The sequence below is a fragment of the Pantoea sp. X-Soil-TKNS-1279 genome, from assembly GCF_059730565.1.
Genome location: NZ_AP035948.1, coordinates 3,485,124 through 3,499,449, shown reverse-complemented (window position 1 = coordinate 3,499,449; position 14,326 = coordinate 3,485,124). Strand labels below are relative to the sequence as shown.

14 protein-coding genes and 1 other RNA gene are annotated in these 14,326 nt (G+C 55.7%); 11 read left to right on the top strand and 4 right to left on the bottom strand.

Annotated features, from left to right (window positions below; genetic code table 11):
- Positions 1–19 precede the first annotated feature (19 nt).
- From AC6I8N_RS16340 to zapA, 3 genes are all read right to left on the bottom strand, one after another.
- Positions 20–610: a 5-formyltetrahydrofolate cyclo-ligase gene (locus tag AC6I8N_RS16340; RefSeq protein WP_497829476.1), complete on the bottom strand. Its 591-nt coding sequence runs from the start codon at positions 608–610 to the stop codon at positions 20–22.
- Between the two features lie 76 nt (positions 611–686).
- A non-coding RNA gene (gene ssrS / locus AC6I8N_RS16335) (6S RNA) lies at positions 687–870 on the bottom strand.
- Between the two features lie 39 nt (positions 871–909).
- Positions 910–1,239, bottom strand: coding sequence for a cell division protein ZapA (gene zapA, locus AC6I8N_RS16330; protein ID WP_013510338.1), 330 nt, complete (start codon positions 1,237–1,239; stop codon positions 910–912).
- A 170-nt stretch (positions 1,240–1,409) separates the two neighbouring features.
- Between zapA and AC6I8N_RS16325 the strand changes: the two genes are divergently transcribed.
- The 9 genes from AC6I8N_RS16325 to trhA all read left to right on the top strand — a co-directional run bounded on the left by AC6I8N_RS16325 (position 1,410) and on the right by trhA (position 12,314).
- On the top strand, positions 1,410–1,991 hold the full coding sequence (locus AC6I8N_RS16325) for a YecA/YgfB family protein (RefSeq protein ID WP_013510337.1): 582 nt from the start codon (positions 1,410–1,412) through the stop codon (positions 1,989–1,991).
- Between the two features lie 51 nt (positions 1,992–2,042).
- Complete coding sequence (pepP, locus tag AC6I8N_RS16320) at positions 2,043–3,365, top strand: Xaa-Pro aminopeptidase (RefSeq protein ID WP_497829475.1); 1,323 nt, start codon at positions 2,043–2,045, stop codon at positions 3,363–3,365.
- The gene (gene ubiH / locus AC6I8N_RS16315) at positions 3,362–4,540 is read left to right on the top strand and encodes a 2-octaprenyl-6-methoxyphenyl hydroxylase (RefSeq protein WP_497829474.1); all 1,179 of its coding nucleotides are present in this window, start codon (positions 3,362–3,364) and stop codon (positions 4,538–4,540) included. Before pepP ends, ubiH begins: the two co-directional genes overlap by 4 nt.
- Before the next feature lie 20 nt (positions 4,541–4,560).
- The gene (ubiI, locus tag AC6I8N_RS16310) at positions 4,561–5,763 is read left to right on the top strand and encodes an FAD-dependent 2-octaprenylphenol hydroxylase (RefSeq protein WP_208723678.1); all 1,203 of its coding nucleotides are present in this window, start codon (positions 4,561–4,563) and stop codon (positions 5,761–5,763) included.
- Between the two features lie 477 nt (positions 5,764–6,240).
- Positions 6,241–7,338 (top strand): glycine cleavage system aminomethyltransferase GcvT, encoded by a 1,098-nt coding sequence (gcvT, locus tag AC6I8N_RS16305; RefSeq protein ID WP_208723679.1) that lies wholly within the window; start codon positions 6,241–6,243, stop codon positions 7,336–7,338.
- A gap of 20 nt (positions 7,339–7,358) precedes the next feature.
- The gene (gcvH, locus tag AC6I8N_RS16300) at positions 7,359–7,745 is read left to right on the top strand and encodes a glycine cleavage system protein GcvH (RefSeq protein ID WP_208723680.1); all 387 of its coding nucleotides are present in this window, start codon (positions 7,359–7,361) and stop codon (positions 7,743–7,745) included.
- 84 nt (positions 7,746–7,829) lie between these two features.
- Positions 7,830–10,703 carry an aminomethyl-transferring glycine dehydrogenase gene (gene gcvP, locus AC6I8N_RS16295; protein ID WP_021184624.1) on the top strand — a complete coding sequence of 958 codons (2,874 nt, stop codon included), beginning with the start codon at positions 7,830–7,832 and terminating at the stop codon, positions 10,701–10,703.
- 60 nt (positions 10,704–10,763) lie between these two features.
- Positions 10,764–11,507, top strand: coding sequence for an SDR family oxidoreductase (locus AC6I8N_RS16290; RefSeq protein WP_021184623.1), 744 nt, complete (start codon positions 10,764–10,766; stop codon positions 11,505–11,507).
- A gap of 153 nt (positions 11,508–11,660) precedes the next feature.
- Positions 11,661–12,314: a PAQR family membrane homeostasis protein TrhA gene (gene trhA / locus AC6I8N_RS16285; protein WP_021184622.1), complete on the top strand. Its 654-nt coding sequence runs from the start codon at positions 11,661–11,663 to the stop codon at positions 12,312–12,314.
- A 90-nt stretch (positions 12,315–12,404) separates the two neighbouring features.
- Here the strand turns inward: trhA and ygfZ are convergent, their stop codons facing one another.
- The gene (ygfZ, locus tag AC6I8N_RS16280) at positions 12,405–13,388 is read right to left on the bottom strand and encodes a tRNA-modifying protein YgfZ (protein ID WP_021184621.1); all 984 of its coding nucleotides are present in this window, start codon (positions 13,386–13,388) and stop codon (positions 12,405–12,407) included.
- Positions 13,389–13,613: 225 nt separating this feature from the next.
- On the opposite strand from ygfZ, the gene sdhE reads away from it, so the two are divergent.
- Positions 13,614–13,880: an FAD assembly factor SdhE gene (gene sdhE, locus AC6I8N_RS16275; RefSeq protein ID WP_021184619.1), complete on the top strand. Its 267-nt coding sequence runs from the start codon at positions 13,614–13,616 to the stop codon at positions 13,878–13,880.
- A complete protein-coding gene (locus AC6I8N_RS16270; protein WP_497829473.1) occupies positions 13,855–14,256 on the top strand; it encodes a protein YgfX in 402 nt (133 codons plus the stop codon). The genes sdhE and AC6I8N_RS16270 overlap by 26 nt, the downstream gene beginning before the upstream one ends.
- Positions 14,257–14,326: the final 70 nt, after the last annotated feature.

Here is a 14,326-nt window from a genome sequence, read left to right as displayed (position 1 = left end):
TTATCGCGAAATAACCCGGTTACCACTGCCACAATTTCGACGGTGTAATCACCACCGGCAACGGCACATCCCAGGTCGCTACTGGCAGCGTTTCAACATGCTGACAGTCATGTGCAATCCCCACCGGTAGAAAACCATGCTGCTGCCAGTTTTGTAGCGTGCGATCGTAAAAACCGCCTCCCATACCCAATCGCTGCCCGCTTTGGTCGAACGCGACTAATGGCACCATCACCACATCCAGCTGATCAAGGGTGACCATTTGGGTGATATCCAGCGGCGGTTCCGGGATGCTTAATTTATTCGGGCTGAGTGGCGTGTCGGGTGTGTAGCGCAGGAACAGTAAATTTCCGGGGGCGAAAGGGTGCAGCACCGGCAGGAAAACCTGTTTTTTCTGTTGCCAGAGCTTGGCGATGAGTGGGCGAGTATTCAACTCCCCATCAACGGACAGGAACAACGCAATACGTTCGGCAATGCTGATGGGCGCAAAATTTATCGCATGCTCTGCCAGCAAATCGGCGGCTTGTTCCTGCTGTTCAGCCGTGAGGTTGCGGCGCAGATGACGCACATGTTGACGAATGTCTTGTCGGTCACGAAATGAGGGTTCAGACATGATATCCCCGGCAAAGTCGGCTGTTGCCAGCCACTATATCATGCGTACCGGGGGATAACAGAAGTGGAACTGAGAGGAGATCTCCGAGATGCCGCCGCAGGCTGTAACCCTTGAACCCTTGGTTCAAGGTGAATGTGTCGTCGCAACTATCAGGCTTCTCGGACGGACCGAGCATGCTCACAAGTTACGGAGCGCCACATTCTGTGGTAATGAAATATCGGCTCAGGGGACTGGCCCGCATGCAAACATCTCAGAGAAAATTTACTTCACCGTTACTGTATCACGATAACCATGAAGTGTTATTCAAACTTTGTGCCCTGGCGATCAGTTATGCGACCTTGCTCAACTAATGCTTGTTCAATGGTCTGTTGCAGCATACGAATACGTTGTTCCATATTGGCTGCGTAGTCGCGCGTCTTACCTTTCTCTTGTGCCAATTCGTGGCAGATGTTTAACGCGGCGATGAACACCAGTTGCTCTGTATTTGTGACTCTAGTGCGAACTTTTAAATCTTGCAACCGTTGATTGAGGTCCTCAGCTGCCGCATTCAGCGCATCTTGCTGTTCAGGCGGACAATTCACTCTCAACGAACGACCAAAAATCTGAATATCTACCGGTTGTGCAGACATGCCACCTTCCTGACTGATTACTTCGCCCGCATCTCCCTTAGCAGTCAATGGCTTGGGAGGAGCGCAACTATATAGACCTGGGTGAGAAGTTACAACCCCTTTTCTGGAAACCCTGAGGCACCTGGTGGTAGCATAACACGAACTTATTCTGCCAACGACGACCAAAGCTTATGTCTTTACAGAACGCAACGCCCACTTACAACGCGCTGGCAGCGGCGCTTTCCCAGCAGGGCGTGGGAATGACACCCGCCGAAATGCACGGCCTGATTTGCGGCATCCTGTGCGGCGGTAACCAGGATAACAGCTGGAAGACGCTGGTGCACGACCTCACCAACGAAGGCATGGCCTTTTCACAAAGCCTGTCGCAGCCGTTGCAGGCGCTCCATGAAAGCCTGACCAACACTCTGGATGAAGAGGGTTTCCTGTTTCAACTGATGTTGCCTGACGACGATGACATCACGGTATTTGACCGTGCCGATGCGCTGGCGGGATGGGTCAACCATTTCCTGCTGGGACTGGGTGTGACTCAGCCGAAACTGGACAAGGTCACCGGCGAAACCGGAGAAGCGATTGATGACCTGCGTACCATCGCTCAACTGGGCTACGACGAAGATGAAGATCAGGAAGAGCTTGAGCAATCACTCGAAGAGGTGATTGAGTATGTGCGCGTTGCCGCGCTGCTGTGTCACGACACCTTCACTCAGCCGCGACCGCCGACAGCACCTGAAGTACAGAAGCCCACGCTACACTAAGCGCGTCATTCCGGGTACTGCCGTGCCCGCTTTTCAACAGGGAGTGCAAACATGATTACACTGGAAACTTTCCAGCAACGTCGTCAGGCGCTGATTGCCCGTATGGCGCCCGGTAGTGCCGCATTGATTTTTGCTGCGCCGGAAGTGACGCGCAGTAACGACAGCGAGTATCCCTTCCGTCAGAACAGCGATTTCTGGTATTTCACCGGTTTTAACGAGCCGCAGGCGTTGCTGGTGTTGATTAAAAGCGACGAGACGCACAACCACAGCGTGTTGTTCAACCGCGTGCGTGATCTGACCGCCGAAATCTGGTTTGGCCGTCGTCTGGGCCAGGATGCGGCACCGGCGAAACTCGGCGTGAACCGGGCATTGCCGTGGGACGATATTGGCGAACAACTGCATCAACTGTTAAACGGTCTGGATGTGGTGTATCACGCCCAGGGGTTGTATGCCGAAGCCGACAAACTGGTGTTCAGTGCGCTGGAAAAACTGCGTCGTGGCTTCCGTCAGAACCTGAGCGCGCCAGATACCCTCACCGACTGGCGTCCGTGGGTGCATGATATGCGCCTGTTCAAAGGACCCGAAGAGATCGCCATCCTGCGTCGTGCCGGGGAAATCAGCGCACTGGCCCATACCCGCGCCATGCAGGTCTGTCGTCCGGGGATGTTTGAATATCAGCTTGAAGGTGAAATCCAGCATGAGTTCAATCGTCACGGCGCACGTTTTCCCTCCTACAACACCATTGTCGGAGCGGGTGAAAACGGCTGCATCCTGCACTACACCGAAAATGAGTGCGAGATGCGCGATGGTGATTTGGTACTGATTGACGCAGGTTGCGAATTCCAGGGCTACGCGGGCGATATCACGCGAACCTTCCCGGTTAACGGCAAGTTCACCGTCCCTCAGCGTGCCATTTACGACATCGTGCTGGCGTCACTGTACAAAGCGCTGGAGCTGTTCCGTCCGGGCGTGAGCATCCATGACGTGAACGAAGAAGTGGTGCGAATCATGGTCACCGGACTGGTGGAACTGGGAGTGATGGAAGGCGAAGTGGATGCCCTGCTGGCCGAGCAGGCCCACCGTCAATTTTTTATGCACGGTTTGAGCCATTGGCTGGGGCTGGATGTACATGATGTCGGTCACTACGGCACACCAAGCCGCGACCGCATCCTCGAACCCGGCATGGTTCTGACCATTGAGCCTGGTCTGTATATCGCACCAGACGCCAGGGTGCCTGCGCAATATCGCGGAATCGGTATTCGTATCGAAGATGACATCGTCATCACCGAAGACGGCAACGAGAATCTGACCGACAGCGTGGTGAAGGATGCTGACGCGATTGAAGCCTTAATGGCGGCGGCACGACAGGCATGAGCATTCTGATTGCAGGCGGCGGCATGACCGGTGCCACTCTGGCACTGGCGTTATCCCATCTCACTCAGGGAAAACTGCCGGTAACGCTGATTGAGCGCAGTGAGCCGGACAGCCGTGCGCATCCGGGGTATGACGGCCGTGCCATCGCGCTGGCGGCGGGTACCTGCCAGCAACTGGCGGAGATCGATCTGTGGCGTTCATTGCAGGATTGCGGCACGCCAATCACCCAGGTGCACGTTTCTGACCGTGGCCATACCGGGTTTGTCTCGATGCAGGCGGCGGATTATCAGCTGCCGGCGTTGGGGCAGGTGGTGGAGTTGTTCGATGTTGGACAACGGCTGTTCCAGCGTCTGAAACAGGCGCCGGGTGTAACGTTACGTTGCCCGGCGCAGGTCACGGCGGTGTCACGCAGCGCTGATAACGTGCAGGTCACGCTCGATAGCGGCGAGCAACTGGACGGTGCTTTGTTGGTGGCGGCTGACGGTTCGCGTTCACCGCTGGCTGCCTCCTGCGGCATTAACTGGCAGCGTGAGGATTATCAGCAATTGGCGGTGATTGCCAATGTCACCACGCAGTTGCCACATCAGGGGCGCGCCTTTGAGCGTTTTACCGAACATGGCCCACTGGCGCTGTTACCGATGTCGGGCAATCGCATGTCACTGGTATGGTGTCATCCGCTGGATGACCGAGAAGCCCTGATGCAGTGGGATGACGCGACTTTCCTGCGTGAGCTGCAACAAGCCTTTGGCTGGCGTCTCGGGCGCTTCACCCATACCGGTCAGCGCGAAATCTACCCGCTGGCGTTGCAAACGGCTGAACGCCAGGTGGCGCATCGTCTGGCGCTGGTTGGCAATGCGGCGCAAACGCTGCATCCGATTGCCGGGCAGGGCTTTAACCTCGGCCTGCGTGATGTGATGTCGCTGGCGGAAAATCTCGCCAGCGCCTGGCGCCAGCGTCAGGACCCTGGCAGTTATGCGGTGCTGCATCATTTTGCCGCACGACGCCAACCGGACCGTACCGCCACCATTGGCGTCACCGATGGTCTGGTGCGGTTGTTCGCCAACCGTTATGCTCCGCTGGTGGCAGGACGAAATTTTGGGCTGGTGGCGATGGACCACCTGCCGTGGCTGCGAAACCCCCTTGCCGCGCGAACGCTCGGCTGGGTAAAACGTTAAGCATGAATTAAGGGGCAGCAATGCAAACTTTTGATGTGGCTATCGCTGGCGGTGGCATGGTCGGACTGGCCGTCGCTTGTGGGCTGCAAGGCAGCGGATTACGCGTCGCGGTGCTGGAGAAGGCCGCAGAACCGCAGTTTGATCCGGCGGCTGCGCCATCCGTTCGCGTCTCGGCAATCAATGCCGCCAGCGAACGCCTGCTGCAAAAACTGGATGTCTGGTCAACGATTCTGGCTCTGCGCGCCAGCGCGTATCACGGCATGGAAGTGTGGGATCAGGACAGCTTTGGCAGCATCAGTTTCGATGATGAGCAGCAGGGCCTCGCACATCTCGGCCATATTATTGAAAATCCGGTGATTCACAGCGCGCTGTGGCAACGTGCCAGCCAGTGCAGCGATATCACCTTGCTGGCTCCGGCGCAGTTGCAGCAGGTGGCGTTTGGCGACAACGAAGCCTTTATCACGCTCCAGGACGGCAGCATGATGAGCGCGCGTTTATTGATTGCCGCTGACGGCGCCAACTCGTGGTTGCGTGATAAGGCCGATATTCCTATCACTTTCTGGGATTATGATCATCACGCGCTGGTGGCAAATATCCGCACCGATCTGCCGCATGATGCGGTGGCGCGCCAGGTGTTCCACGGCGACGGCATTCTGGCATTTTTGCCGATGCAGGACCCGCATCTCAGCTCCATAGTCTGGTCATTGTCGCCGCAGGAAGCCAGCCGTTTGCAGGCGATGCCCGAAGCGCTGTTTAATCAACAGCTTTCCGTTGCGTTCGATATGCGCCTGGGTCTGTGCCAGGTCGAGAGCGAACGTAAAACCTTCCCGCTGATGGCGCGTTATGCACGTAACTTTGCTGCGCACCGACTGGCGCTGGTCGGCGATGCCGCGCACACCATCCACCCATTGGCAGGCCAGGGTGTCAATCTCGGCTTTATGGATGCGGCGGAGTTGATCGGTGAAATTCGCCGCCTGCACAGTCAGGGCAAGGATATTGGTCAGCATCTCTATCTGCGCCGTTATGAACGCAGTCGCAAGCACAGTGCTGCGTTAATGCTGGCGGGTATGCAGGGCTTCCGTGAATTATTTGCGGGCAGCAATCCGGCCAAGAAATTGCTGCGTGATGTCGGCTTGAAACTGGCCGATACCTTGCCAGGCATCAAACCGATGATGCTCAAGCAGGCCATGGGGCTGAATGATATCCCCGCCTGGCTGCGCTAATCTCCCCACCCTGTAGCGGCGCGATTTATCGCGCGGTTCTGTGCGCGATGCATGAAAAACCGGCGCGATAAATCGCGCCGCTACGATCATTGCCTCCTTTGCACCATCCTGATGCATTCCCGCACCCTTTTTGCGCCTCGTTTGATTTATTCTAATTTTACGTCGGAATTCGCATTACATTTTCTCATGCAAAATATTTTTTTATGCGGTGCCATTGGCCCATAAGGAGTGCTGGATTACATTATTTTTCTGTATAAAAGTTAACTTGTTGTATTTTGTGCGTGGTTAATCACATAAAACCAGTGAATTATCCTGCATTCTGTGCGGCGTTTTGCTGACGTCCAACGCAAGTTCGCCCTCGTTTTGCTTATGGTTAATTGCCTCATTCGGTGGTAACGTCAGCGCAAAGAGAACGTTTGCGTCAGCCGCAATCGGCTACGCAGGCGCGTCACGCTCACTTGTTTCTACAGGATGGTTATGACTCAGCAAACGCCTCTATTCGAACAGCATCAGGCCTGCGGCGCACGTATGGTGGATTTTCACGGCTGGATGATGCCGCTCCACTACGGCTCGCAAATGGATGAGCATCATGTGGTACGCACTGATGCCGGCATGTTTGATGTTTCCCACATGACCATCGTTGACCTGCACGGTGCCCGCACCCGCGAGTTTCTGCGTTACCTGCTGGCGAACGACGTCGCCAAACTGACCCAGCCAGGTAAAGCACTGTACACCGGCATGCTAAATGCATCAGGTGGCGTCATTGATGATTTGATTGTTTACTTTATGACCGAGGACTTCTTCCGTCTGGTGGTGAACTCAGCCACGCGTGAGAAAGACCTTGCATGGATTGGTGAACACGCACAGCCGTATGGCATTACCCTGACTGAACGTGACGATTTAGCACTGATCGCGGTGCAGGGACCGCATGCGCAGCAGAAAGCGCAGTCGCTGTTCAGTGCCGCGCAACGTGATGCCGTCGCGGGCATGAAACCGTTCTTCGGTGTGCAGGCGGATGATCTGTTTATCGCTACCACCGGTTATACCGGTGAAGCGGGTTACGAAATTGCCATGCCGGCTAACGCCGCCGCGGATTTCTGGCAGCGCCTGTTGGCGGCAGGGGTTAAACCGGCTGGTTTGGGGGCGCGTGATACGTTGCGTCTGGAAGCGGGGATGAACCTCTACGGCCAGGAGATGGACGAGGGCGTTTCACCGCTGGCGGCGAATATGGGCTGGACCATTGTTTGGGAACCCACCGACCGTGATTTTATTGGCCGCGAGGCGTTGGAAGCTCAGCGCGCTGCCGGAACAGAAAAACTGGTCGGTCTGATCATGACCGAAAAAGGGGTGTTGCGTAACGGCCTGCCGGTACGTTTCACCGATGAACAAGGTCAGCCGCAGCAGGGTATTATTACCAGTGGCTCCTTCTCACCGACGCTGGGATACAGCATTGCGCTGGCACGCGTGCCAGCCGGAATTGGCGAGCAGGCGATTGTGGAAATCCGCAATCGTGAAATGCCGGTAAAGGTCACCAAACCAATTTTTGTTCGCGCCGGTAAACCGGTCGCACAGTAACTTTTTCAGGAGATTTGGCGATGAGCAATGTACCAAACGAATTGAAGTACAAAGATAGCCACGAGTGGGTGCGTCAGGAAGCCGATGGCACCTACACCGTAGGGATTACCGAACACGCTCAGGAGCTGTTGGGTGACATGGTGTTTGTCGATCTGCCGGAAGTGGGCCGCGTGGTTGAGAGTGGTGAAGATTGCGCAGTTGCCGAATCGGTAAAAGCGGCTTCTGATATTTACGCTCCCATCAGTGGCGAAATTTTGGCGGTCAACGAAGAGCTGGAAAGTTCACCGGAACTGATCAACAGCGACCCCTACACCGACGGTTGGCTGTTCAAAATCAAGGCCAGCGATGAGTCTGAACTCGAGTCGCTGATGGATGCCGAAGGTTATAAAAAAACCATCGAAGATTAAGCGCCAGTATCAGAAGGTGTCGCGTGGCGGCACCTTTCTTTTTTGTCTGTATTAATACCCAGCCCGATTCAGGATTTACTGCTAATGACTCAGACTCTCAGCCAGCTTGAACATAACGGTGCTTTTATTGAGCGCCATATCGGACCAACGCCGGAGCAACAGGCCACCATGCTGGAAGCGATTGGTGCCAGCTCTTTGGAATCCCTGATTGGTTCCATTGTGCCTGCCGACATCCAATTGCCGGGACCGCCCGCTGTGGGTGATGCGGCCACCGAGCAGCAGGCGCTGGCAGAGCTGAAAGCGATTGCCAGTCAGAACCAGCGTTATAAATCCTGGATTGGTATGGGCTACACTGCGGTGATCACCCCTCCGGTGATTCTGCGCAACATGCTGGAAAATCCGGGCTGGTACACCGCCTATACCCCGTACCAGCCGGAAGTGTCTCAGGGCCGTCTGGAAGCGCTGCTCAACTTCCAGACCCTGACGCTGGACCTGACCGGCCTTGATATCGCATCGGCTTCACTGCTTGACGAAGCCACCGCCGCCGCTGAAGCGATGGCGATGGCAAAACGCGTCAGCAAGCTAAAAAATGCCAACAAATTCTTTATCGCTGACGACATCCATCCGCAAACACTGGATGTGGTGCGTACGCGTGCCGAAACCTTTGGTTTTGAACTGATTATCGATAGCGCAGCAAAAGCGCTCGATCATGACGACCTGTTTGGTGTGCTGCTGCAACAGGCGGGTACCACCGGTGAAGTGCATGACTACCGTTCGCTGATTGCCGAGCTGAAAAGCCGCAAAGTGGTGGTGAGTGTCGCCTCTGACTTTATGGCGTTGGTGCAACTGGAAGCACCGGGCAAGCAGGGCGCAGACATTGTATTTGGTTCTGCGCAACGTTTCGGTGTGCCAATGGGCTACGGCGGTCCTCACGCGGCATTTTTTGCCAGCCGTGACGAGCACAAGCGTTCTATGCCGGGGCGTATCATCGGTGTGTCGCGCGATGCCGCCGGTAACACCGCGCTGCGTATGGCGATGCAAACCCGTGAACAGCATATCCGCCGTGAGAAGGCCAACTCCAACATCTGTACTTCACAGGTGCTGCTGGCAAACATCGCTGGTTTCTATGCGGTTTATCATGGACCGGCTGGCCTGAAACGTATTGCTTCACGTATCCACCGTCTGACCAGCATCCTGGCGGCCGGACTGAAAAATGGCGGACTGAAACTGCGCCACAATAGCTGGTTCGATACCCTGACCGTCGAAGTGGCTGACAAAGCGGCAGTGCTAAACCGTGCTCTGAGTTTCGGTGTTAACCTGCGTAGCGACATTCATCACGCCGTGGGCATCACGCTGGATGAAACTACCCGTCGTGAAGACGTGCAGGCGCTGTTCGCCATTTTGCTGGGTGATGAACATGGCCAGGACATTGATGCGCTGGACAGCGCCGTGGCTGCTGAAAACAGCGGAATCCCGGCAGGGCAGCAGCGTCAGAGTGCGATTCTCGAGCACCCGGTATTTAACCGTCATCACAGCGAAACTGAGATGATGCGTTATATGCACAGCCTGGAGAAAAAGGATCTGGCGCTGAACCAGGCGATGATCCCGCTCGGTTCCTGCACCATGAAACTGAATGCCGCCGCAGAGATGATCCCAATTACCTGGCCGGAATTCGCTGAACTGCACCCGTTCTGCCCGGCAGAACAGGCGTCCGGGTATCTGCAAATGATCGGCCAGCTGTCGCAGTGGTTGGTACAGCTGACCGGTTACGACGCGCTGTGTATGCAGCCGAACTCTGGTGCGCAGGGTGAATATGCTGGCTTGCTGGCTATCCGTCGCTACCACGAAAGCCGTAACGAAGGCGATCGTCATATTTGTTTGATCCCCAGCTCTGCGCATGGCACCAACCCGGCGTCGGCACAGATGGCGGGAATGTCGGTGGTGGTGGTGGCTTGTGACAAACAGGGCAACATCGACCTCGGCGATCTGCGTGAGAAAGCGGCGCAGTCAGGCGATAAACTCTCCTGCATCATGGTGACCTACCCGTCAACGCACGGCGTGTATGAAGAGACTATCCGTGAAGTGTGCCAGATCGTGCATCAGTACGGCGGTCAGGTTTATCTGGATGGCGCCAACATGAACGCACAGGTGGGGATCACCACGCCAGGTTATATCGGCGCGGATGTCTCTCACCTTAACCTGCATAAAACCTTCTGTATTCCACACGGCGGTGGCGGCCCAGGTATGGGACCGATCGGCGTGAAAGCGCATCTGGCACCGTTTGTACCGGGCCATAGCGTAGTGCAGATTGATGGTGTACTGACGCAGCAGGGCGCGGTATCCGCAGCCCCCTTTGGCAGTGCCTCGATTCTGCCGATCAGCTGGATGTATATCCGCATGATGGGTGCTGAAGGATTGAAGCAGGCGAGTTCGGTGGCAATCCTCAATGCCAACTACATCGCCAGCCGTTTGCAGTCAGCCTATCCGATTCTCTATACCGGTCGCGATGATCGCGTGGCGCATGAATGTATTCTTGATATTCGCCCGCTGAAAGAACAAACCGGCATCAGCGAAATGGATATCGCCAAACGTCTGATCGATTACGGGTTCCATGCGCCAACCATGTCATTCCCGGTTGCGGGTACGCTGATGGTCGAGCCGACGGAATCAGAGAGCAAAATCGAGCTGGATCGCTTTATTGATGCGATGCTGGCAATCCGTATGGAAATCGATCGTGTGGCAGATGGTGAATGGCCGGCAGAGGACAATCCGCTGGTCAATGCGCCGCACACTCAGATGGAGATCGTTGGTGAGTGGGCGCATCCGTACAGCCGTGAGCTGGCCGTGTTCCCGGCAGGCAGCGCTAACAAATACTGGCCGACGGTAAAACGTCTGGATGATGTGTTTGGCGATCGCAACCTGTTCTGTAGCTGCGTACCGATGAGTGAGTATGCGTAAGCTACACTGAACCACACGTTATCGAAGGCCGGGAAACCGGCCTTTTTCTTTGGAGGCAAAATGGAACTGGCATTAGTCACTGGCGCAAGTCGCGGTATCGGTCGTGCTACGGCGTTATTACTGGCGCAGGCAGGTTATTGCGTGGCGGTGAATTACCGCCAGCGTGAAGCTGAAGCGCAACAGGTGGTCGCCGCCATCGAAGCACAGGGTGGCAAGGCGTTTACGGTGCAGGCGGATATCGCCGATGAAGCGCAGGTGGTACGGATGTTTCAGCAGCTTGACCGCTACGAAGCGCCGCTGAAGGTGTTGGTCAACAATGCGGGCATTCTGTTTCAGCAGTGCCGCACTGAAGACCTGACCGCAGAACGTCTCCAGCGTGTCTTTGCTACCAATGTCACCGGTACGTTCTTATGCTGCCGCGAAGCGGTGAAGCGCATGGGAACCCAACATGGCGGCAGCGGTGGCGCGATCGTCAACGTGTCATCCGCCGCGGCCAGAACCGGAGCGCCAGGAGAATATGTGGATTACGCCGCCTCCAAAGGCGCGATGGATACACTTACTAAAGGCTTATCGCTGGAAGTTGCCGCGCAGGGGATTCGCGTGAACGGCGTACGTCCGGGATTTATTTACACCGAAATGCATGCTGACGGTGGTGAACCTGGCAGGGTAGATCGGCTTGCCAGCGTTATCCCAATGGGGCGTGGCGGTCAGCCGCAGGAGATCGCCGAGGCTATCCTCTGGCTCACCAGTGATGCCGCATCCTATATCACCGGCACTATCATTGATGCTGCAGGTGGGCGGTAAACAAAATATCGCGCCGCTACGTCTGATCATGCTGGCTGAAACACTGATTCACAGATTAATTTTAGCGTACATGTGTACACTGAAATTAATTCTGGTTACTCTGATGCACAGAAAAAGCACAGTCAGTTTCTTCGTTTTTCGGGATGCACTCTCATGGTACAGAACCGTCTTATCGCTCAGGGCTATTCGCTGGCAGAGGAGATTGCTAACAGTATCAGCCACGGATTGGGCTGCCTGTTTGGCATTATTGGCCTGGTGTTGCTTTTAACGCAAGCCGTTGAAATGCAGGCGGATGCCACCGCGATCACCAGCTACAGTTTGTATGGTGGCAGCATGATCCTGCTGTTTCTGGCGTCGACCCTTTATCACGCCATTCCACACCAGAAAGCCAAATACTGGCTGAAAAAATTTGACCACTGTGCCATCTATTTACTGATTGCAGGGACGTATACGCCATTCCTGCTGGTGGGACTGAAATCGTCGCTGGCTAAAGGGCTGATGATTGTCATCTGGAGCCTCGCGCTGGCGGGAATCATCTTTAAACTCACCATTGCCCACCGTTTTAAGGTGCTATCGCTGGTCACCTATCTCAGTATGGGCTGGCTGTCGCTGGTGGTGATTTATCAGCTGGCAACAAAATTGTCAGCGGGTGGCGTATGGCTGCTGGCGGCGGGCGGGATCGTGTACTCGTTAGGCGTGATTTTCTATGTCGCGCGCCGCATCCCTTATAACCATGCAATCTGGCACGCGTTTGTGTTGGGTGGCAGTGTGTGCCACTTCTGCGCTATTTATTTCTACGTGATGTAAAATCCATCCTCCCGGTCATGCATATGGCATATCTCCCTCTCCCGTCTTACGGGAGAGGGGCGGGGTGAGGGAAAAGGAAGCCTGAGAAATTTAATCTTCGAGAGAATAGGGCAATGGCTGAATGGTCAGCTTGCCCCCTTCATCACCCTCAACCCGCAGCACGCTATCCGGTTCCAGATCGTTATTCATCACCACCTGAATCCATGCTTCACCGTCATCCAGTTGAACGGCGGTGAGCACGGTGCCGGTGCGACGCCACCTGTCACCCATCTGTAATTCCAGCGACCCATCGGCCGGTGGCAGATGGCTGGCCTGGCCAGCTAGCCAGTACAGCGCGCGTTTGTTGGCGCCACGGAATTTAGCGCGTGCAACCATCTCCTGCCCGGTGTAGCAGCCTTTTTTAAAGCTGATGGCATCCAGCGCTTGCAGGTTAGTGGCTTGTGGGATCAACTGTGCGCTGGTGGCGCTGTCAATCACCGGAATGCCTGCTTCAATATCCAGTGCCAGCCACTGCGTGCTGTCATTGAATTGCGCATCACCCGTCAGTTTATCCTTCAGCGCTTCAGCCTGGGCCAGCGTGGTAACCAACAGGAAGCGTTCCGCCGGTTGCTCAAACCACAGCAAAGTCGTGTCGCCCTGCTGCACCACCGGTGTTGTGGCATCCGGCAGCACCGGGAACAGACCTGCCAGTGCAGTGCGTGCCTGGAAGCCAGCCAGGCCCAGCAGTACAGCATCATCATCGGCGGCAATGGTCACCTTGGCGAACACCGCATATTTTTTCAGCTCCGTAAGCTGGGTATCACGCAGATTACGGCGTACCAGGTAGCCATAACCTTCGCCACGATGAAACAGACGCAGGCTGCTCCACATTTTCCCTTTGGCATCGCAATGCGCGGCCGGACGATGCTGTGTCGCATCCAGCGCAGCTACATCCAGCGTCAGTTGGCCTTGCAAATACGAGGTGCTGTCTTTGCCCTGCACCGCAACCAGCGCCCACTCATCGAGTGACATCAGGGTTAAAGGCAGACGAGATGATGCAGTCGGCTGACGAGGGGGAAGGGTAAATATGGGCATGGGTTTTTCCTGATTAATGGGTTCATCCGTAGACAATCTTTCCATGTTAAAAGAGCAGCGCGGCTTTGCAACCAGTTTGCGGAACCTGACGCACAAATCGCGTGATAACCCTGCATTGTGTGAAAGGGTTTTGCGCGTCACTGCACAGCCAGTGCAGTGACGCCTGCACCCGCGAAAAAAAGCAGGTACACTGAGCGCCATTGTTTGCCGCTGTGGAAAAGAGACATGGATATTCATGACAAAGCCCGCGTCCAATGGGCGTGCCGTCGGGGCATGCTGGAGCTGGACATCGCTATCATGCCGTTTTTCAAATATGAGTACGATTCGCTGACTGACACCGACAAGCAGGTGTTCGTGGCCTTATTGAAAAGCGACGACCCGGATTTATTCAACTGGATGATGAACCACGGTGAACCGGTCGATCCCGAGTTTCAGCGTATGGTGAAACTGATTCAGCAGCGCAATCGTGAACGCGGTCCGGTGGCGATGTAAGCTGCATCCATCGCACAGCGCCCGGATATTGCAGGCGCTGATGCTGCTGCTTTGTTGTTCACTGGTGGTTTGCCTGCCCTGGCCGGAAACATGGCGCTGGAGTAAAGCGCCGTTGTTGTTGGTATTGCTGGTGGAGGGATGGGGTCACCAGCGGCAGTTGCAACGACGCTGCGGGCCACTTTCGTTGGATCATCAGGGTATCTGGCACTGGGAAGATATGCGCTGGCACAACGCGCGCGCACCTGGCTGGTTGCCGATTGGCGTCTTGCTGGTGCTACGTAACGACCAGGGGCAATGCAGGCGGTTGTGGCTGATGTCTGACAACATGCCAGCAGCAAGCTGGCGCACATTGCGTGCCTGCTGTTTAAGCCCGTAGCGGCGCGATTTATCGCGCGGTTTCGTGCGTAATGTGGGAAAAACCGCGCGATAAATCGCGCCGCTACATC